The organism is Hyphomicrobium sp. (genome assembly GCF_036833075.1).
GTDB lineage: Bacteria > Pseudomonadota > Alphaproteobacteria > Rhizobiales > Hyphomicrobiaceae > Hyphomicrobium_C.
This window is the reverse complement of the sequence record NZ_DAITQL010000006.1, coordinates 66,712-85,398: the sequence shown is the minus strand read 5'-3', so window position 1 is coordinate 85,398 and position 18,687 is coordinate 66,712. Positions and strand designations below refer to the sequence as shown.

Here is an 18,687-nt window from a genome sequence, read left to right as displayed (position 1 = left end):
GCACGCGCCGCCTGACTCAAACCAACCAGCCTCCGGCAAACCCGGGGCGGTTCAATGTCTTCACGCTCACCCCCCCCGAGCCCATTGGATCAGGAGCCGCGCCTTATTCGAGCCCGTTGACGCTGATTGATGACATGCGTCGGATCAGGTTTCGAGCGGTGATGCACTGAGCTTTGCGGAGATCAGAGTTTCAATATCTGTGTAGAGATCGACATCCTGCTCTATAGAGCGCAAGGTCATCACGAGGGCGTAGCGCGTTTTGTCGTTGTAGCGCTTCTGCGGGAGGCGGTACTTCCACCAGCCGGACACCGGATAAATCGCGACAGTTCGACGTGTGGCCAGGTCGGCCCCGGATCCTCGCCAGACATCACAGTGCAACGATCCGGCCACCTTCTGCGCGCGGCTGTTGGCGCCGAACATCCAGCCTTGATCGGCTTCCGTCTCGATCTCGAGGTCCTCAACTTCCTCCTCCAATGTCTCTTCGGAGGTGTCGTCGTCGCTCTCTGAAGCTGCGGCGAGGCCGTTGATGCGCGCCAAGAAGACGCTACTTTTCTCCAGGCGTCTTTGCAGATCGAAACGCAAACCGTGCGACCGGTACCGCGCCGGTGTGATTGGCTTCAGTTGTCCCGGGCTCGGCTCGATGAAGTAGGAGAGCGTGATCTTGAGCTCAACGCGATGCTCGCCAAGCTGCTCGAGCTTTTCGACGGGCCAGGGGAGATCGTAGATGTGGATGTCGTGGAATTTGGGATCCCCGTCGTCGATGAGGCGACCACGTTTGCCCATCTTGGTACGGCGCATAAATGGCTGGATTTCGGCCTCGGCGTGCAAGGTCACTGCTGGCCGACGACAATGCGCGATCAAGGCCTGGAACGCCGTATCCGAATTGGCGCGCGAGCGCGATGTGGGCCGATTTCCTCTTCTTGGCGGCCGCGATATGCACGCTCATCTTGGGAGTCCAGCGGGCGCTATGAACCATCAATGCGCGCACTGTCTCCGGCCACAGATTCGGATGCTCGGCCGCGATTGTTGCCGCAAACCGCGTGGCCTCGCCAGTTGCCGCGCTCGTCGCCCAGAAGGCCGTGAGCGGGTCGACGACGAAATCCTTGTTCGTGGTCAGCACGGACAGTGACGGCAGCCCGGGTATGATGGTCGATCCGCCTGGGCTCATCGCTTTGTTCCCGGCCTCAAATACCACTTCTGGCTTAAGTGGTGTGGATCCGGGCCAGGCAGTCGATGTCCGACTGTACGGGCTCCGATCGCCTACGGACGCGACCGGCTCATAGCCCTTAACGTAGGAGCCAAGGACCTGATCGCGATCGGTGAAACCTCCAACGCCAACGGGATTCCAGGCTTGCACCGGGTCCTCCATGGGACGGGCATCTGGATCAGCTATTTCGGCAAGTGTTGCATCGTCCTGGATGTTGCCGCCCGAGATCATGATCAAGCGTCTTGGCGCCGTAGGGTCGTCCTTCTCCCCATCCATCTTCCCAACAGCCGCCTGGTCCATGGCCGCGCTCCAACTCGTCGGCCGATCACCTGGCACGTCCTCATTGGTCACAGCCATGCAGAAGACGCGGGCGCGCTCCGGCGCCTGGATCTCCGGCTTGCTGATCGCCTGTTGTGTGACAAAGCCATAGTTTGCCGGCTTGGTAGGGGGGAACCCGTTCGGCGGCAACAGCGTCACGGTCTCCAGCCGATGCACAAGCTCGATCGGCCGTGAATCGGCGACCACGTGTGTCAGGTCGCCGAGCAACGCCATGCCCGCCATTTGTGTGCCGTGGCCACCGGGGTAGTGGTCGTCAACACCCCAGTCGTCATCGATCGCGTGCTGGTCCTCCTCGGCAAGAGAGCCTTGGATCAGAGGATGCGCACGGTTCGCGCCCGTGTCGAGGACACAGGCGACCGGCGCGGACTCAGGGGCCGCCGTGATGCGGCGCTCGAGGTCGCGGACCAGTGGCACCTGCTCGTCGGCCATCTCCGTCAGAAAAACGTGCGGCGTGTCCGAGGCGTTTCTGAGCTTTTCGATGGCGTCGGTGTGCACCAGGAGCCGTTCGATGTCGGCTGCAGTTCCATAGACAGGCACCACGACGCATTCGGGAAAGATCAGCCGCTGCTCGCTGACGCGAAGGCCGAGCCGCTCTGCGGGGCCGGCGAGATGGTGTGCGCGGTCTTTCCAACACCAGCATTCCCACCAGATGCTCTGGCCCGGCAGGGGCAAGGGTCTGCGATCGAACCACAGCGTCGCAACCGTTGCCGGCGCAAACGGTTCGATCTGCTCCAGCCGCGCCTTGGCCGCGTCGGTGCCGCCGCCGGCGGTGTAGTCGGCCAGTGTCTTCTGGAGGAACGGCTCCGCTTTCGCGGGAACGAACAGACCGCCGATCTGTGTCCCAGTGTCATCCGTCCTAACGGCAGCGATCCGAATGCCCTCGCGCTGCCACGCGGAATCGGGCAGCGCCTTCTCGGCTTCCGACCAGATCTCGACGTAGACGCCGGGCTCGCCTTCAGCTACCTGCGGATCTCGTTCCTCCAGCATGCGACGCGCCGCAGCCAGCGCTTGCGCAAGCTCGCCCGAGAGCCTCCCGCCGTGAGAGAATCGCTCGCGGCCGGAGTCCTTATCGGAGAATCCGCGCGGCGGCGGCCGATAGTCGGCGCGCCGCCAGAAACGATCGATACGGAGGTGTGGATGAGAATAGGCCGAAGACGGCACGTCAGGCTTGTCAGCCATGGCAGTATCACTTTCGAGAGGGGAGACTTACGACGCAGACACAAGAGGTCCGCGCCGCTAAGGCTCGCGCCGTCCCGAAAGGGCCTGCTTGGCGGACGCACGTTCGCGGAGTGCGGCGAGAAGCTTCGCTGAAGAGGCTTTCGCTTCTCCATCGAGGATCGCCCGCTTGATGACATCGTCGACAGCGCGTGCAATCTCGGCGTGGCTGAGGCCTTCACAGGCGGGCAGGATCTTGGCCCATTGCAACTGTCGCGGGCGGAACAGGCCGAGGTGGCGCTCGATGACCTTCCGCGCGGCCTTGGTGTCCGGCATCGCGTACACGACAACGTCGTCGAAGCGGCGTGCGAGCGCAAAGTCAAGAAGCTCAGGGTAGTTGGTCGCGGCGACGATCAGGCTATCGGAGCGGGTCTCCTCCTCCATGAACTGGAGGAACGAGTTCAGGATGCGCCGCATTTCGCCAATATCATTGTCTGCACCGCGATCTCCGCCGATGGCGTCGAACTCGTCAAACAGGAACACCCCGCGGGTCGTCGCGATGTGGTCGAAAATCAGTCGCAGCTTGGCGGCCGTCTCACCCAGATAGCGCGTAATTAAAGTATCGAGCCGAACCGTAAACAGCGGGATGTGCAGTTCGCCCGCAAGAGCGGCCGCGGTCATCGTCTTGCCCGACCCAGGCGGGCCGGCTAGGAGCAAGCGGGTACTCGGCACCTTGCCAAACGACCGCAGCAGCTCGCGCTGGCTCTGCTGCTCCAGGATACCCCGGAGACGGGCGGCGATCTTAGCGTCCAACGCCATCTCATCCAGCGTCGACTTGGGGTATTGGACGGACAGGAGGGCCTGCAACTCGCCCTTGGGCCGCGCGATTGGGATCGCGGCAGTCTCGCCGGCAGGCTTCTGTCGCGACTGACCGCTGCGGGCAGCTTGGACGAGCTTCCGCAGCTGCTCGGCATTATCCTTGCGGCCAGAGCGCGCCTCGCCGGCAGCCACTTGCAGGGCGATCGACAGGAGTTGTTCCTGGTCTCCCCGCACGTGGCTGTTGAGCAGCGCGATGATCTGTTGAGCCGTTGCCATGTCAAACGCGATAAAGGATCAGACGTGATTCGATGTTGGTACATCATACTGCGTGAACAGGGATTGAACGAGCCCTAATATGGGCATCAAAAAACGGTGAGATGTCGATGCACGGTGCCAAAAAAAGGCCAATCGACCATATCCGTGATGGCGCCTTCGTGATGAATGTCGGTGACGCGGCCGATGCGTCACCCGTCATGGAGTTCGTGCCTTTGGGCGAGCGGATACTGATTGTCAAGGAACGAAGCCTCTGGGAGGTCGCGCTTGCCGATCAGATCGATCCTGACCGCACCAATGCCGCCATTCCGCACAGTCAGCAACGCATCCTGGCGCGTGGGACGTCTGATCCGCTTGTGGGCCGGATTCTGCTCCAGGCCAAACGGCTCCTCGATCCCGACGCGCTGCCGAGCACCTGTGACCCCGTCGCAGGTTTGCACGCAAGCCTAGCCTTCCTGCATGAACTCGCCACGCTTCAGACTGAGGCCGACGATTTTCGACGCCTAACGGAGGACCTTGGGCGAGAGTTCAGTGTAACGGCCCTTCGGCGCGAAGGGTTCAGCGTGCCGGCCATCGGCAACGTTAACGCGCGAGGGAAGGCGTTCGTCCAATCGGCAGACCACGCCGTGCGAAACCTGTGGCAGCTGGTATGCGCGTTCGACAGGGGCCTGCCGGAGGAGGTCTCTTGGCCCAAGCTCAAGCGCCGGCTCGAGGAGGGCGATGACAAGGCGAAGGAATTAGCCAGGATGGCCGACCAGTTCTCTCCCGGCTTCACACTCCTGCGCAAGACGCGCAATGCCGTTGAGCATCCCAAGCCCGGCCAGAAGGTCGTGTTCCAAGACTATCGGCTTAAGGCCGACGGGCGGGTGTATGCCCCGACCATCACGGTCGTCGAGCAAGACGCACCATTGTCGGAGACCGATATTGGCGACTATCACACATGGGTCATCGGCTTTCTTGTTGACGCGTTCGAGGCGTGGCTCGTCAATCTCTGCGCTCTTCATGTCGCGCCTAGTGGCGGCTTTGAGACGGTTGTCATAAAGCTCGAGCCGGAAATGCGCCGCTACCCGGCCGTCGCGTTTTCGTATGGGAGCTGGATCGGGGACCAACTGGTCCCTCACTGCGAATAGGAGCCGCGAAAGCAGCGAGATCAAGAGGGGATGTGAGGCCTTCACGGCGCAGGATGCCGCTGAGCGCGAGCGCCGGTTCCAGGAGTTCCGGGCGAGCCGCCGCGCGTGAGGGCCAAGCTCGGGCGCCGGACGTCCTCTGTCGGCGCTGATGGCGCGCCCCGCCGCCGGTGTGGTTGCTTCCGGCAGCGGGGCCGCTGCCCTCAGAAGGGGAGCGGATCTTTGACTCTGACGCCCAAGTGCCTCTGCTGCACCGGCGCCAACCGAATGACCGCCACCTTCACGTGCTCAGGTACTTGGTTAGATCTTGTGTACCAGCACAGCTCTTCGGGGTCCCATCGGGGAACGGTCCTGAAGTCGACAAACGTGCCGACGTAGACGCCGATACCGGCACTATGAAGTATCTTCAGTTGCTCATTGAGCTCCCCCTCCCGACGGATGCGATGAATTATCGTTTGAGCCGGGCCACTCGCCCCCCCTGATCCTGGGTGCTGTTCTGGCGGATCAGGATAACCTGGGCAAAGCTCTGGAAGGGATGGACCAAGACACTCAAGAAACGCGATCACGGCCTCGGACGTCTCGCTTGTTAGCTCCAGCATGTGCCGTAGGTCGGTGGCTTCACAGTCGCTCATGGCGTCGAGTAGCGACCGGGCCGTCAATTGCGGCCTCAGCACTACGGCGATGGTCTGGGTCTCATCCTGATCGACCAGCTCTTCCGGCTGCTCCAACGCTTCTGGCGCGAACAACTCGTTCGCCGTAACGCCGAGTGCGCTCGCGATCTCCTGGATGTTGTTCAGTGAGATCAGTTCACCGGCTTCAGCGCGCTGGATTGTTCGCGGGCTCACATGCGCTCGACCTGCGAGAGCCTCTTGGGTGAGGCACGCCTTCGTGCGCAACTCGGAGAGCTTGTCGGCATCACATTTCATGGAGGTCCTCTTGTTGCTGTTGCGCATCGATTGAACCTCACCCTGGGGCGAAAGCGGAAGGCCATTTACCCGACTCCAATACGTCAGGAAGCCGACACGATATGGCAGGATATCGCCAGAAGGTGGCATTTGTCCGCCATTGCACGACAGTCTTGAGTATCGCTCGCGTAAACAGCTTCCGGCGCCCACGTTCCCTCTCGTGTCACGCTTGGATCGAAAAGGTCTGCAACGTGTCAAAATCGACGCTTAGTAACCTTCTGAAGGAAGAATTGGGCCGAGACCGGTCGTGAGATCAGCAGGTTAGGTGGACGGAGGCGCATGCTGGTTTGTCTCTCAGCAAAGGAGACAGGCCATGGAAGACTATCCTCGTGCACCTACTGCTATCGAACCGGATGCCAAGCGCGCTCGCGTCCCCTGGAACAAGGGCAAGCTGGTGGGCGCGAAGCCGCCCTTGCGCCCGAGCCACGTCTGGTCGATCCGCACCAAGCTCCAGATCGACGGAAAGAAGAGAGATCTGGCCCTCTTCAACCTGGCAATCGACAGCAAGCTGCGCGGCTGTGATGTGGTCGCAGTCCGCGTACATGATGTTGCGCCGAGCGGATACTCGATGGACCGCGCAACAATCCGACAAAAGAAGACTGGCAGACCGGTACGGTTTGAGCTGACCGATCAGACCCGCCAGGCAATTGACGAGTATCTGCGCTTGACCGGACGCAAGCCGGGCCAGTTCCTCTTCGCAGGTCGTGGCGACAGAGCTGGGCTGACAACGCGGCAGTACGCTCGCCTGGTTCTTGAGTGGATCGCCAGTATCGGTCTCGACCCGGTCAAGTTCGGTACACACTCGCTGCGCCGAACCAAGGCGGTGCTGATCTATCGGCGGACCGGAAACCTCCGAGCCGTCCAACTCCTGCTTGGGCATTCGAAGATCGAAAGCACTGTTAGGTACCTCGGCATCGAGGTCGACGACGCGATCGAAATCGCCGAGAAGATCGATATCTGAGCGACTGACGCTCTTCATCCAAATCCGGACACGGTCGGCGCCGCTCGCAGCGTTGTCGATTACACCTCACGCGATGGCAGCTATTGGGACCTTGCGGTCGATCAAAGCAAGTCAATGATGGGGCGATTTCGTTGACAAAACCGCCGCGTGGATCGGCGCAGTCTTCCGATCTCAACTATCCTTGCAACCTACTGCGCCTACGCCTAGTGAACTGGATCACAGCAGGCTAACGCCAAGAAGGTATTAGACAAACATCACGCCCCCGGCGTTCACCAAAGTTGAATCCCCATACGACACACCGGTACTTTTTAAGCCCAATCCGATTCCTTTGAGGCCTCACGTCATCTAAGATTCGCGCATGAGCCAGGCACTCGTCACCGCAGAGGTTATCCGCTGGGCGCGGCAGCGCGCCGGCGCGACCATCGATGCCGTGGCGGACAAGCTTAAGGTCGAGCCAGCCGACGTCAACGCCTGGGAAAGTGGAGACACGCTCCCGAGCTTCGCCAAGGCGCGCGACCTCGCCAAGTATCTCCGCGTGCCCTTCGGCTACCTTTTCCTCGACCGGCCTCCCGGCGAGGAGATCGCCATACCGGACCTCCGACGCATCGGTGGCGAACCCGTCGAAAGCCTCGGACCTGACTTCCGCGACGTCTACAAAGACGCCGTCGCCAAACAGGACTGGTACCGCGATTTCCAGCGCCAGCACGGGGTAGAGCACTTGCCCTTCGTCGGCAGCTTCACCACCGACGACGACCCCGCCGAGGTCGCGGCCGACATGCGCGCCGTGTTGGGCGTCACCCCGGAATGGCGGCGCGCCACGGCCAACTGGGAGGACATGTTCCGCGACATGGTGAAGAAGACCGAGGCTGCAGGCGTCCTCGTGCTCCGCAACAGCATCGTCGGCAACAACACCCATCGGCCTCTTTCGGTGCAGGAATTTCGCGGCTTTGCTTTGACCGACCCCATAGCGCCTTTGGTCTTCATCAATTCCGCCGACGCGCAGGCGGCGCAAATCTTCTCCCTTGCGCACGAACTTGGACATATCTGGTTGGCCATCAGCGCCATCTCCAACTTCGGCTTGCATAATGCCGCCGAGGGCTTCGACCCCGTCGAAGTGTTCTGCAACCGCGTCGCGGCGGAATTCCTCGTAGCCCGCGCTGAATTCCTCGCCCTTTGGAACCCCCAGCTCACCCTCGCGCAAAACGCCGACGCGCTGGCACGGGAATTCCGTGTCAGTGGCCTTGTCATCGCGCGGCGCGCATTGGACCTTGGCCGCATCCCTCGCGCCGACTATCTAGCCTTCTACCAACAGGCTGCCGCCGAGTTCGCAAAGCCTCCGGAGAAGGAAGGGAAGGGGGGAGGCCCCGACTTTTATACGCTGTCCCGGATGCGCAACAGCCCGACCTTCGCCCGCGCCGTCTTGAACGAGGCCTTAGAAGGCCGGATGCTCCTGCGTGACGCGGGCCAGTTGCTCTCCATCAAGCCGGACAAGCTCAAACAGCTTGCCCGGAAGCTGGAGACCTAACCCGTGGCAAGATGCCTGGACGCCAACACCTTCATCGAGGCGAAGAACCGTTACTACGGCCTCGACTTCTGCCCGGCGTTCTGGGACTGGCTCGATGCGCAACGCGAAACGGGTGAAATCCTCTGCGTCCGCGCCATTTATGACGAAATCGAGGGCGGTGGCGACGATCTCGCCGCCTGGATGCGCGACCGTCGCGCCCATGCTTGGCTCATGGCCATCGACACGGAAGAGGTCCAACAGGCTTACCGGCAGGTAGTTGCCCATGTCGAGGGCCGCCGTGGAAACCCCTATACAGACGCGGCAATCGCCGACTTTATGGCCGGCGCGGACCCATGGCTCATCGCCTTCTGCCTCGCCGGGGGCCATACCCTCATTACCCACGAACTGCCGGAACCGCTTTCGCGCCGAAGGGTCAAGATACCTGACGTCTGCAACGCCCTTCATGTGCCGTGGATGAACACCTTCGAGGCACTTCGCCAGCTCAATGCGCGCTTTGTGCTGCAGAACCCTTGATCATTAAGCGCGGAAGACCACGCTTGCACAGCCGTGGTTCCATCCATGGTCGATCGATGTCGGTTTGAGGCTGTTCCAAGTATACAATTTGGTCCAGGTCCGCCTCCACGCGGTAGGGTCATCTCCAGCTACTTCACAAGCTTGCCCTGAATACGTAGCCGTCAATGGCAGAAACGTTGTCTGTGAACGATTGGCGCTCTCGATCGACCGACCCATTCGATGGTCCGCTTGCCATAAGAGGAGTCGCACTTGCTTCGCGAGATCGGGCGCGCTTTCACAAGGCCTCTTGGCATGGCCAATCTTGATGAAGGCTTCGGCTGAGCTAAACGCCCGCTTTCTGAGTGCTCGCTTCTCCGGGGCTGGAGCGACGCCGATCTGCTTACTCGTGAACACCTTCCTACGTCTTGCTTAGAACTCCCTATCGTTCCCACTTATTGCAGCGTTTCCTCATTCACTCAGCATCAGCCTCTCCGGCATCATGGCCCTGTCCGATAGCCGACGCATCGGTGGCGCCGGAGCGGTGAACCGAAGATACCTATCTGCGCATCAAGATCGACGACCCGACACTACCCCATCCGATCTGGGCGCCTTGATCGAGGATGACGAAGAAGGTGTTGCGCGCCTTCTCAGGCGTCGGGACAGAAAGGAAGAAGCTTAGCGGGCTCATACACCAGATCGACAATTGGCGATCTCACGGGAATGGCGATCCAGAACCGGATCGTTTCACGCTTGCCCGAGGTCTCCGCTCTGCGGTGCTGAATTAGGGAGGTACTTTTCATGACGCTGGCGGCGTCGGGTCTGCCAGTGAGGACCCCTTCAGAACCTCCTCCCAATTGGCAAGTTCATCAAAGATTTGGTTCGATGTTTTTCCTGAGAGGTCCACCAATGACTTCAAGCGCTTAGCCCAACAGCGCGAATCTCAAAACCTCTCGGTCACACACCGGTCACACACGGATGCAGATTCGTGGCCTCGCTGGACATGCGCGCGCGTGCCGTAACTTCAGCGCGGTGTGTGACCGTGCGTCCGCTGAGCGCGGGCGGGAATCCGGTGCGCGCGGTGCTGTGGGTTTCGATCGGCAGGCGGCGTGTTAATGCCGCTTAACCGACAACCTGCGCCCGGCAGTGCAGTCTCGATCCGTGGAATCCGATTCGCGGGCCGGTACCGATGCGCTGCCACTATCTGAGCGACCTTCATCTCGAGTCCCAAGACTTTCAATGGACGCTGCCCGAAGGCGATGTGCTCATCATCGCCGGGGATTTGTGCCACGCGCGGTGCATCGATCCCGCCCGGCAGGACAAGTACAGCATCGATCAGCGGACGCGCGTGATGCGCTTCGTTGATGCGGCACGTGCGAATTTTGCACACGTGCTCGTGGTTGCCGGCAATCACGAACACTACGACGGCGTGTTTGAGGAGACAGCGGGGCTCCTGCGAGAGCACCTGCCAGGCTTGACCGTGCTCGATAATGAAGTGGCCGAGATTGACGACGTACGCTTCTTCGGCACCACGCTCTGGTCGGATTTCGAGGGACGCAGCGCGGCGAGCGTGAACGGGGTACGTCGCCGCTTGGGCGAATATTTCTTCGTCAAGACGCGCGTGATGGGTGCCGATGGGCAGGAGACGCTGGTGAAGTTCCAGCCGGAGCACGCGCTGGCCGCGCACGATCAGGCATGGGCGGCCTTGCTGGCTGAGGTTCGTGCCGGAGAAGGGAAGCGCCACGTTGTGATCTCGCATCACGCGCCGAGCTGTCAGGGCCTTAACCCGATGCAACTTGGCAACGGGCTTGATGGGGCGTTCGCGAGCAATCTCGACGGAGCCGTCATGAAGATGGGCAGTGTTGTGGCGTGGGTGCATGGGCACACGCACATCCGGCGTGTCTACCGCATCGGGCAAACCGGGGTATACGTGAATTGCCGGGGCTTCGAAGGCAAGGACCCGTCGGCGCGCAACTTCGCGCCGACGGCGTTCTTCGATCTCTGATCCGCTATGGATCAAGCTCCCGCCCGAAGTCGCGGCCGCGATTCTTCCGTCGCCACTCTTCCATATCGCGGCGGATCCCGGCCGCTCTGTCACCCGCTTGTGGCGCCGCTGTCTCGTTGAAGGGAACCGCGGAAGAGGGGGGCCCGGCATCATTGTCCGGCTGCTTCGCCGGTGCAGGCGTGGCCGACGGCCGCCTGAGCTCCGGGGTCTCCGGCCGTCTCTGACGGTCATAGAAAGCCTGCCTCTCGGCCCGGATGCGCGCCACGTATGCCTGATCCGTCTCGAAGGGCGGCGCATCGGCCGCCACGCGCACCGGGCGTCCGTATTCGCGCTCGAGGATGAGTTCGTTTTTGGCGCGGAGGAATCCAACCGATCGGCGCGTGACCTCCGCCTGCTGGAGCCGCTCTGCCGATCGTTCGGCGGCATGCCGGGTTTTCAGCGCCTCGAAGCGCGGCGCGTGCGCGCCCCAGACGCGTTCGACCAGCTCATGCGTGTCCGCCTTCTGCACCTGGGCAAGGCGGTTGCGCTCCCGCCGGTGCATGCGCCCGACCGCATCTTCCAGCTTCCTCGGTGAAAGGATCAGCTGCAGCTTGCGATTCATCGATAACGGCTTGCCGCTGCCGAGGCGCTCGCTGTTCACGAACACATAGACGGCGCGCTCGAAGATGTGGCTATCGTTGCCGGTGACCTGACGCAACTCCTTGCGTTGGGCGGCATAGAGCGCCCGCCATCGCCGCCGGTATTGATCGCTGACATGGCTCCTTGCGTTGTCGGTTGCCTTCTTCGTTGTTTCCATCAGGGCTGCAAATTCCTGGCGGTGGCGCCCCCACGTGACGTCGCGTTCGGTCAGGTGCCGGCGATCAAGCTCGGCGCGGTGCCGCACCATGCGATCGATGATGTCCTGCCGCTCAAGCCACTGCTTGCGGTTCCTGGCCCGGTGCTTCACCGGCACATAGGGGGCCTCGTTCCGGTTGGCAGAGTCTTGGGGCTCGGCGAAGCGGCTGGACTCGCGTTCGGCCTTGAGGCGCGCGCGCTCGGCATTGTTCCTGATCCGCTCCTCGCAATGGATGCCGTGTTCGCGCTCATAGGCCTCGGCCCATCGCGAAAGCCTTTCCTTGGTGTATTTGAGCGGCGCGGTGAGCCCGGTATCCGGGTGGACGGTGTTGACGACGATATGAACGTGGAGATGCTCCTTGTCGCCATGCGCCGCCATCAACACCTGGTGGTCGAGAAGGCCGAGCGCCTTGAGGCTGGAGAGCGCCGTAGCGCGCATATGTTCGGGGGAGGGGTTGTCGCTGATCGCCCAGGAGAGGCTGTAATGCAGAACGGGCTTTGTATTCTTGCGCCCGCGCGCGTCCCGGCCCGCCTGCTGCTTGAGCATGGCCTGGTCACGGGCGACGCAGAACATCTCGAACCACGCATCATCGGGATGCGAGACGATGTTGCGCGTATCTGTCCAAAGGACGCGGTCAGGGGAAGTCGTCGCTGCGTCGCGCAGGATGTACCCGCACGCTCCTTTGAAACTCTGCCCGCGTTTGTGGAGGCGGGGTATCATCGTCGGTGGTCCTCGTCCCGAGGGTTTGGGCCTTCTGGTTGATGAGCTCCTGGGCCAGCAACATGCTCAGGAGCTTGTTGAGCGTCCGCCACGCGAACATCACATCGGTGGGAAGGTTGCTGTTGGTTGCGTGGGCGATCTGGTTGACGTTGTTGCCGATGCGCCGAAGCTCGGTGAACAGCGCCGGATCCATGACGCGGTAGGCAGGGCGCGCGCTCATGTCGACCTTGCCGTCAAGGACAAGGCGTTCGCACAGTCCCGACAGCGTGAGGCCAAGCTCGCGCGCCTGCCGGCTGCAGCGCGCGTGGTCGTCCTCCGTCAAGCGGATACAGACCATCTTCGTCCGGGCGCCTTTTTCGTGTGTCCGTCGCTTTGGCACTGAAGCCTCTGTTCATGGCTGGGTACGGCACAGGCTCACGCACTGACCGGAGGGGTCCAGGGGAGTGGCGGAGCCCTCTCCCCGGCGAGAGGGATTTGAATTCGATATCCGCGTAAGCGGGTAATATCGATATCAAATCCACATCTCGCTACCCCTCTGCCTTACCGTACGTGCATTGCATCGTCTGTCTCATTTGCTTTTGTCCAGTTATTCCCAAGTTTTGTTATGGGCATATGCAAAAGGCAATATCTGGAACCTGCCATAACATCGGCAATGTCCCGGCTTTTGGCATAACGTGGAAGAACATCGCGCGGGAGTTCGCGCATATTTATTTTCATCAGCGCCACCCCGACCGGATCCACGCTGCCGCCGCGCTTGCACCGCGCAAGGACAACCTGCGCCCACCCGCGCGGCATGCGCCGCGCGGGTCCCTGCGGCTCGGTTTCCGCTTTGCGGCTGCGTCCTTGCGCGATGCGGCGCGCGTGCGGCTTGATTAGTGCGTGGGTCGGGGCGGAAGGATGGGTGCTTTCAGGTCGAACAAAAGGATATGCGATGCCGTCCTGAACACGACGCCGAAAAATTCGCACCACCATCCAATTATTTTATTGAAAACATGCCGGCGCATGGCCGCGCTTTTCCTATCACCGCTGAATTTCCCGACGCGTTTACGTCCGTAATTCCATCGCTATTCTTTTCTCGAAGCTCCCGATATGGCGCGAGCACGCTCCAGCCGCATCCCGAGCCACCTGCAGCAATCGCGTTGCTTGCGTCTGTTGTTTGCGTCTCATGGGGGCGGCGGGCCAGGCCCTGCCGCCGGATCTCATCACGTGGAGACGGGACAATGCACGATACGGATTTCCCGCCGCGCGGCTCGGCCGCGGCCGGCTGCCCCGAGGCGCCGCCCTCGCAGATCTGGGGCCATCCCTGGGAGCTTGGTCCCGGCTGGGACTGGACACCGGGCATGGTCATGCTCGGACAATGGAAGCGTCGCGTGCTTGGCCGCGACGATGACCGCCACGTCGTCACTGTTGCGGGATCGCGCGCAGGCAAATCCACCACCGTGCTCATTCCGAACCTGCTGCATTATCCGGGCTCGGTGGTCGTGCTTGACCCCAAGGGCGAGCTGGCGCGTGCGACAGCCGCAGCCCGCGCCCGCATGGGGCAGCGCGTCTTCGTGCTCGATCCGTTCGGCGAGACCGGCATCGCCTCGGCCTCGCATAATCCGTTCTCCGAGCTTGGCATGGGCCGGCCCGAGCATGTCGCCGCGGATGCCGCGCAGCTGGCGGACGCGCTCATCATCAACAACGCCAAGGATCCGCACTGGACCGACAGCGCGAAGAACCTGGCCCGCGGCATCACATTGCATCTCATGGACCGCGAGCCCCAGGCGGCAGGCCTGCGCGAACTGCGCAGATGTTTGCATTACGTCCCCGCGGAACTGGACAGGCTCTTCGCGTCCATGGCGGAGTCGGCGGCCTTTGACGGCGTCGTCGCCAATATCGGCGCGGCGTTCCTCGGCAAGAGCGAAGCCGGCGGACGCGAACTGCAGAGCATCCTTTCGACCGCGCAGGAGCAGACCGCGCCGCTCGACGACATTCTGGGCATCACCGCGCAATCGGATTTCCGGCTCTCGGATCTGCGATCGGGCAGGATGAGCCTCTATCTCGTGCTGCCCGGCATGCGCATGGGCACGCATTACCGGTGGCTGCGCCTCGTCATCCAGCAGGCGCTCAACGCCATGGAACGCGCGCCGGTCCCGCGCGGACATCTGCCGGTCCTGTTCGTGCTCGAGGAATTCCCGGCGCTCGGCCATATGCGCTCCATCGAGACGGCTGCCGGCCTGATGGCCGGGTTCGGCGTCAAGCTCTGGAGCGTGCTGCAGGATTTGACGCAGCTGAAGCGGCACTACCGCGACTCCTGGGAAACCTTCCTCGGCAATGCGGGCACGATCCAGGCCTTCGCCAATATGGACGAGACCACCACGAAATATCTGTCGGCGCTTCTCGGGCAGACGACCATCATCGAGGAGCACGCGCATTTCGTGACGGCCGCGCAGCGCGCGCAGGGCGATTTCGGAACGCGTCAGAACATCCGTTCGGTGCCGCTGCTCGCGCCTGCGGAGATCACGATGCATTTCGCGCGCGAAACCGGCCGCCAGCTCGTCCTGGTCCCCGGCGAGCGCCCTGCGTATTTCGAGCGGCTTCCGACTCCCCCGGGGTGACGCATGATCGATATGGATGAATTCAGAGTCCGCACGCTCGGCAGCGACGGGAAGCTTCTGCAGGCCGGCATGACCTGGTACGAGCCGCGCCTTCTCAAACTCTGGCTTCTTGGACTCCCCGCGGCCATTTCCTTTATCGTGGCCTTCTTCGCCGTTCCGGCGGCGCTCCTGGTGTTCATCGCACACGGCACGCTCGGCACGGCCGCGCAGATCGCGGCGGCGAGCGCGGGGCTGTTCACCGTCATGTTTATGCGATGGTTCAGGGGGAAGACAGCAATCCGGCGGACCTGCTGGCGCTGCATCCTCATCTTCGGCGCGGATGACACCGTGCTCTACGCCAAGGGCAAGGCCAGCAGGGAGCCGGTTTACGAGCCCGTTCCCCTCCGGCCCGACATGATCGCGAGCATAGAGATAAAGTCCTATTACGCGCCCGCCTATCTGTGGCACCCCAATCTCTGCGTGGATTTCAACCTCCTCGACGGGCAGACCATCACGGTGGCGCGGCATCTGCCCCACGAGCTCGACGCGAAGATCGTGAGCACGCAGCTCAACCTCGCCTTCCAGGACATCCGCGCTTCCATGGCGTCCCCGCGCGCCGGCAATACCAGAACGCGCAACGCGGCCGCACTACCGGGGGACGCCAACAGAACAGGGGGGATGGCATGGCGGTGAAGGGGTCTCGCATCGAGATTGGCTATCCCGTGCATTATCTCGGGGACGGGCTGACCGTATGCGGTCACGCCCTGGCCTGCGAGCTGGTTGCGGATGCGCTGCGTCTGCTCATCGGCATGAACGGCGAGGACCACGAGGCGGCCTGGGACGCGTTCGAGGCCATGGCCGAATCTGCGGCGGCGCGTCTGCACGAAGACGGGCAGGCCGGCAGGCGCGTGGGGCTCGTGCTGAGGAAGAGCCAGTGATCTTGCACGAAGACCCGGGGCGCGTTCGCGCCCCGGGCCGGACCCGCCGGATCATCACCGCCGGGTGAGCAGCTCCGCATCGAAGGTCTCGACCTGGCCACCGCGGCGGCGGAAGAGCGTTTCGCCGTCAAGCTCGTAGAGATCCTCGGCGCGGTTGATGCTGGTGCCGATGAAGATCTCGAAGGCGTCATCGGCATAGGGGTTGAAGGGAGCGGTGCTCATCGCTGACCTCCCTGGCTTGCGCCGTTGGAGGAATTGTTGGCGTCGTCCTTGTCGCTTACCTCGCGCACGACGACGCGGCCGGCGTTCGAGGTGGGAAACAGATCGAATTTGAGATTCGCGCCCTTGAGGTCCTTGTGGATCCAGGCGGCGCCGATGCGTGTCCACCGCGCTTTCTCGCCTTCGCCCTCCACATGCCAGAGGGCGTGGGTCGGCCGTTTGGTGTCTTTGGATTTGGTGCTCATGATGATCTTCCGTTGTTGTCGTTGTGGGACGAGCACCACGCCCGTCCCGATGGGGACGAGAAAACCGATGCCCGCGAGCGGGTCATACGGGCCACGCGGGAGCGCCCGGGTTTCCCCCGGGGCGCGAACGGATCGGGCAGCCCGTTGACCCATAGCGATCGGGCTCGGTTAGGCCCCATCATCGAGGGACGCGGTTGTGCTTGAGCTTCACACCGGTACCCCAACGGCAATCCGGGCACCGATCCGAAGATCGGGCGCCGCCGCCGCTGATAGAGAGCGATCAGGCCAAGTGCGGCAAGCAGCTTCGGCCTTGGGTCGAACAGAACCGAAGGGCGCTCTTAAAATTCCCCAAAGGACCGGCACGCCGGCGAATCGTGAAGCGGGGAGCGATATGGACGCCATGGACCAATAACGGCGCTGCAATGCTGGAAGCGGTGCGTAACGCCCGCTATGCGGGTGCTTGCGCAGACTTGAGATAGGCGACAGCCTCGGACGCGCGCGCGGCGGCAGTGAAGATGGCGCGGCTGTCTTCCTTCATCAGCTTGAGCCATTGCGCGAGATACTGCGCATGATCGGCTCGGCAATCCTGCGTGATGCCAAGCTCGCTGCACAGGAAAGCGGATGCGATCTCCGCGACCAGCTCCTCGGCGGCATAGGCGGCGTCGCCGAAACGCTTCCCGAATTCACGTGCAAGGCGGTGCTTCGCGCCGGTCCAGTGGGTGAGCTCATGCGTGACGGTCGCGTAGTAGCCTTCGCTGCGCGTCATCGTATCGGTGCCGCAGAACAGGGTTTCGTCGGGCATCTGGATGTGATCGGTCGACGGGCGGTAGAAGGCGCGATCGCCGCCATGCTCGATGCGGGCGCCCGTGGCGGCAATGAAGCGATCGGCGGCCGCAAGGCGTTCGATGGGCCCGAGCGGCTGCGGCGCATCCGGGGCGGTGTAGCCGTCCACCTGCGATGCGTTGAAGACGCAGGAGGCGCGCGCCACGCGGCGCTTGCCGTCATCGTCGGCGTTATCGGGATCAGGTTCGGAGTCGTACTCCTTGTAGAAGACGACGAGCGAGGATTTCTCGCCCTTGCGCACCTGGCAGCCAAGCTCGGCCCATTGCCGGTAGGTGGCCCAGACAGGCGCGCTGAAACCAGAGCATTCGGCGGCGACCCAGAGGCTGACGATGTTGATGCCGTTATAGGCGTTACGGGTCAGCGCGTTCACGGGCATGAACAGAGGCCCGGACGATCGCCGCCAGGGCATGCAGGGCTTGCCGGGATCGGCCTTGATGGCAGCAACGAGCTTGCCGGTGATTTCGGCATGGAGATCGCGGCGCGGGGTGTTGTCCTTTCTTGCGGGCATGATGTTGTCCTTCGTTCGCGAACCCGCCCCGATGGCGGTCTCGATGCCGGACGAAGGGCGGCGGGAACGGAGCGGACGCGGAACCGAAGCCCGCCGGCGGCGAGGCGGCCCGGCGCAGCCGAAGGCCGAGGGCTTGCCCTTGCAGCGGACGCGCCCGCTGCCATGCTTGGCATCGTGAAGAGACCGCCCGGGCGGTGCGCGGAATGCGCTTGCAGGGCTCGAAGGAACTGGCGGCAGCCCGGCCAGCCGGAACGCCGGCCTGTGCCGGAACGAGGCTGCCCATTGCACGGGCCAGTGGACGCACTACGTGAGGGATGCAGGCGCTCGGACGCCAGATGCCGGAGAGGGCGCGTGAGCAATCCGTTCTTCACAGTCGGTCATTCCACCCGCAGCATTGACGCCCTCGTCGATTTGCTCCGCAAAAACCGTATCGAGCTTCTGGCTGACGTCAGGACCATCCCGAAGTCGCGGACCAACCCGCAATTCAACAGGGAGACGCTGCCGGAGACTCTCGCACCGCGCGGGATTGCCTACGAGCATATGGCGGCTCTAGGCGGGCTTCGCGGAAAAGCGCGCCACGCTTCGCAGGGCCTTAACGGCTTTTGGTCGAATGAGAGCTTCAGGAACTATGCGGATTATGCACTCACCGAGCCCTTCAAGACGGGGCTGGAGCATCTGCGTCGCGAAGGACATCGCCGGCGCTGCGCGATCATGTGCTCGGAGGCCGTATGGTGGCGCTGCCACCGCCGCATCATCGCTGATTACCTGATCGCAGGCGGCGAGACGGTCATGCACATCATGGGTGTGGGACGACTGGAACCTGCCCGTCTGACGCCGGGCGCCATGGTTCGGGATGACGGGAGCATCATTTATCCCGCGGCGGCAAGCCCAGCCCATGCGTAATTACGTGGCGGTGTTGCGGGGATGAAAGATCC

General features: G+C 62.8%; 19 protein-coding genes. 9 read left to right on the top strand and 10 right to left on the bottom strand.

Going from position 1 to position 18,687, the window contains the following annotated elements; genetic code table 11:
- Positions 1–144 precede the first annotated feature (144 nt).
- From V7082_RS03675 to V7082_RS03665, 3 genes are all read right to left on the bottom strand, one after another.
- Complete coding sequence (locus tag V7082_RS03675; RefSeq protein ID WP_334146267.1) at positions 145–537, bottom strand: hypothetical protein; 393 nt, start codon at positions 535–537, stop codon at positions 145–147.
- Between the two features lie 130 nt (positions 538–667).
- Positions 668–2,725, bottom strand: a complete 2,058-nt coding sequence (locus tag V7082_RS03670; RefSeq protein WP_334146266.1) for a S8 family peptidase — start codon at positions 2,723–2,725, stop codon at positions 668–670.
- 57 nt (positions 2,726–2,782) lie between these two features.
- Positions 2,783–3,712, bottom strand: a complete 930-nt coding sequence (locus tag V7082_RS03665) for an AAA family ATPase (RefSeq protein ID WP_334146265.1) — start codon at positions 3,710–3,712, stop codon at positions 2,783–2,785.
- 185 nt (positions 3,713–3,897) lie between these two features.
- On the opposite strand from V7082_RS03665, the gene V7082_RS03660 reads away from it, so the two are divergent.
- On the top strand, positions 3,898–4,923 hold the full coding sequence (locus V7082_RS03660; RefSeq protein ID WP_334146264.1) for a hypothetical protein: 1,026 nt from the start codon (positions 3,898–3,900) through the stop codon (positions 4,921–4,923).
- Between the two features lie 200 nt (positions 4,924–5,123).
- On the opposite strand, the gene V7082_RS03655 is transcribed toward V7082_RS03660, so the two are convergent.
- A complete protein-coding gene (locus V7082_RS03655; RefSeq protein ID WP_334146263.1) occupies positions 5,124–5,873 on the bottom strand; it encodes a helix-turn-helix domain-containing protein in 750 nt (249 codons plus the stop codon).
- Positions 5,874–6,198: 325 nt separating this feature from the next.
- Between V7082_RS03655 and V7082_RS03650 the strand changes: the two genes are divergently transcribed.
- The 4 genes from V7082_RS03650 to V7082_RS03635 all read left to right on the top strand — a co-directional run bounded on the left by V7082_RS03650 (position 6,199) and on the right by V7082_RS03635 (position 10,865).
- On the top strand, positions 6,199–6,846 hold the full coding sequence (locus tag V7082_RS03650) for a tyrosine-type recombinase/integrase (protein WP_334146262.1): 648 nt from the start codon (positions 6,199–6,201) through the stop codon (positions 6,844–6,846).
- A gap of 358 nt (positions 6,847–7,204) precedes the next feature.
- Positions 7,205–8,371 (top strand): XRE family transcriptional regulator, encoded by a 1,167-nt coding sequence (locus tag V7082_RS03645; protein WP_334146261.1) that lies wholly within the window; start codon positions 7,205–7,207, stop codon positions 8,369–8,371.
- A 3-nt stretch (positions 8,372–8,374) separates the two neighbouring features.
- Entirely contained in the window at positions 8,375–8,884 is a 510-nt protein-coding gene (locus V7082_RS03640) for a DUF4411 family protein (protein WP_334146260.1), read from the top strand.
- A gap of 1,165 nt (positions 8,885–10,049) precedes the next feature.
- Positions 10,050–10,865 carry a metallophosphoesterase gene (locus V7082_RS03635; RefSeq protein ID WP_334146259.1) on the top strand — a complete coding sequence of 272 codons (816 nt, stop codon included), beginning with the start codon at positions 10,050–10,052 and terminating at the stop codon, positions 10,863–10,865.
- A gap of 4 nt (positions 10,866–10,869) precedes the next feature.
- Here V7082_RS03635 and V7082_RS03630 read toward each other — a convergent pair whose 3' ends face one another.
- The 3 genes from V7082_RS03630 to V7082_RS03620 all read right to left on the bottom strand — a co-directional run bounded on the left by V7082_RS03630 (position 10,870) and on the right by V7082_RS03620 (position 13,392).
- Complete coding sequence (locus tag V7082_RS03630) at positions 10,870–12,420, bottom strand: relaxase/mobilization nuclease domain-containing protein (protein WP_334146258.1); 1,551 nt, start codon at positions 12,418–12,420, stop codon at positions 10,870–10,872.
- Entirely contained in the window at positions 12,335–12,757 is a 423-nt protein-coding gene (locus tag V7082_RS03625) for a MobC family plasmid mobilization relaxosome protein (RefSeq protein ID WP_334146257.1), read from the bottom strand. Before V7082_RS03625 ends, V7082_RS03630 begins: the two co-directional genes overlap by 86 nt.
- A 203-nt stretch (positions 12,758–12,960) precedes the next feature.
- The gene (locus tag V7082_RS03620; protein WP_334146256.1) at positions 12,961–13,392 is read right to left on the bottom strand and encodes a hypothetical protein; all 432 of its coding nucleotides are present in this window, start codon (positions 13,390–13,392) and stop codon (positions 12,961–12,963) included.
- A gap of 248 nt (positions 13,393–13,640) precedes the next feature.
- On the opposite strand from V7082_RS03620, the gene V7082_RS03615 reads away from it, so the two are divergent.
- Genes V7082_RS03615 through V7082_RS03605 form a run of 3 tightly spaced genes read left to right on the top strand, consistent with a single transcriptional unit; the run spans position 13,641 to position 15,937 of the window.
- The gene (locus V7082_RS03615) at positions 13,641–15,020 is read left to right on the top strand and encodes a type IV secretory system conjugative DNA transfer family protein (RefSeq protein ID WP_334146255.1); all 1,380 of its coding nucleotides are present in this window, start codon (positions 13,641–13,643) and stop codon (positions 15,018–15,020) included.
- A gap of 3 nt (positions 15,021–15,023) precedes the next feature.
- Positions 15,024–15,692: a hypothetical protein gene (locus V7082_RS03610; RefSeq protein ID WP_334146254.1), complete on the top strand. Its 669-nt coding sequence runs from the start codon at positions 15,024–15,026 to the stop codon at positions 15,690–15,692.
- The gene (locus V7082_RS03605; RefSeq protein WP_334146253.1) at positions 15,683–15,937 is read left to right on the top strand and encodes a DinB/UmuC family translesion DNA polymerase; all 255 of its coding nucleotides are present in this window, start codon (positions 15,683–15,685) and stop codon (positions 15,935–15,937) included. Before V7082_RS03610 ends, V7082_RS03605 begins: the two co-directional genes overlap by 10 nt.
- A gap of 54 nt (positions 15,938–15,991) precedes the next feature.
- On the opposite strand, the gene V7082_RS03600 is transcribed toward V7082_RS03605, so the two are convergent.
- From V7082_RS03600 to V7082_RS03590, 3 genes are all read right to left on the bottom strand, one after another.
- Positions 15,992–16,159: a hypothetical protein gene (locus V7082_RS03600; RefSeq protein WP_334146252.1), complete on the bottom strand. Its 168-nt coding sequence runs from the start codon at positions 16,157–16,159 to the stop codon at positions 15,992–15,994.
- Entirely contained in the window at positions 16,156–16,401 is a 246-nt protein-coding gene (locus V7082_RS03595; RefSeq protein WP_334146251.1) for a hypothetical protein, read from the bottom strand. Before V7082_RS03595 ends, V7082_RS03600 begins: the two co-directional genes overlap by 4 nt.
- A gap of 448 nt (positions 16,402–16,849) precedes the next feature.
- Positions 16,850–17,752 (bottom strand): ArdC family protein, encoded by a 903-nt coding sequence (locus tag V7082_RS03590; RefSeq protein ID WP_334146250.1) that lies wholly within the window; start codon positions 17,750–17,752, stop codon positions 16,850–16,852.
- Between the two features lie 351 nt (positions 17,753–18,103).
- On the opposite strand from V7082_RS03590, the gene V7082_RS03585 reads away from it, so the two are divergent.
- A complete protein-coding gene (locus V7082_RS03585) occupies positions 18,104–18,655 on the top strand; it encodes a DUF488 domain-containing protein (RefSeq protein WP_334146249.1) in 552 nt (183 codons plus the stop codon).
- The last annotated feature ends 32 nt before the right edge of the window (positions 18,656–18,687 follow it).

Coding starts and splice junctions, on each gene's coding strand:
- V7082_RS03625 (WP_334146257.1), bottom strand. CDS start 12,757: ATGGTCTGTATCCGCTTGACGGAGGACGACCACGCGCGCTGCAGCCGG.
- V7082_RS03655 (WP_334146263.1), bottom strand. CDS start 5,873: ATGCGCAACAGCAACAAGAGGACCTCCATGAAATGTGATGCCGACAAG.
- V7082_RS03600 (WP_334146252.1), bottom strand. CDS start 16,159: ATGAGCACCGCTCCCTTCAACCCCTATGCCGATGACGCCTTCGAGATC.
- V7082_RS03660 (WP_334146264.1), top strand. CDS start 3,898: ATGTCGATGCACGGTGCCAAAAAAAGGCCAATCGACCATATCCGTGAT.
- V7082_RS03635 (WP_334146259.1), top strand. CDS start 10,050: ATGCGCTGCCACTATCTGAGCGACCTTCATCTCGAGTCCCAAGACTTT.
- V7082_RS03630 (WP_334146258.1), bottom strand. CDS start 12,420: ATGATACCCCGCCTCCACAAACGCGGGCAGAGTTTCAAAGGAGCGTGC.
- V7082_RS03620 (WP_334146256.1), bottom strand. CDS start 13,392: ATGGTGGTGCGAATTTTTCGGCGTCGTGTTCAGGACGGCATCGCATAT.
- V7082_RS03650 (WP_334146262.1), top strand. CDS start 6,199: ATGGAAGACTATCCTCGTGCACCTACTGCTATCGAACCGGATGCCAAG.
- V7082_RS03615 (WP_334146255.1), top strand. CDS start 13,641: ATGCACGATACGGATTTCCCGCCGCGCGGCTCGGCCGCGGCCGGCTGC.
- V7082_RS03670 (WP_334146266.1), bottom strand. CDS start 2,725: ATGGCTGACAAGCCTGACGTGCCGTCTTCGGCCTATTCTCATCCACAC.
- V7082_RS03645 (WP_334146261.1), top strand. CDS start 7,205: ATGAGCCAGGCACTCGTCACCGCAGAGGTTATCCGCTGGGCGCGGCAG.
- V7082_RS03590 (WP_334146250.1), bottom strand. CDS start 17,752: ATGCCCGCAAGAAAGGACAACACCCCGCGCCGCGATCTCCATGCCGAA.
- V7082_RS03605 (WP_334146253.1), top strand. CDS start 15,683: ATGGCGGTGAAGGGGTCTCGCATCGAGATTGGCTATCCCGTGCATTAT.
- V7082_RS03610 (WP_334146254.1), top strand. CDS start 15,024: ATGATCGATATGGATGAATTCAGAGTCCGCACGCTCGGCAGCGACGGG.
- V7082_RS03595 (WP_334146251.1), bottom strand. CDS start 16,401: ATGAGCACCAAATCCAAAGACACCAAACGGCCGACCCACGCCCTCTGG.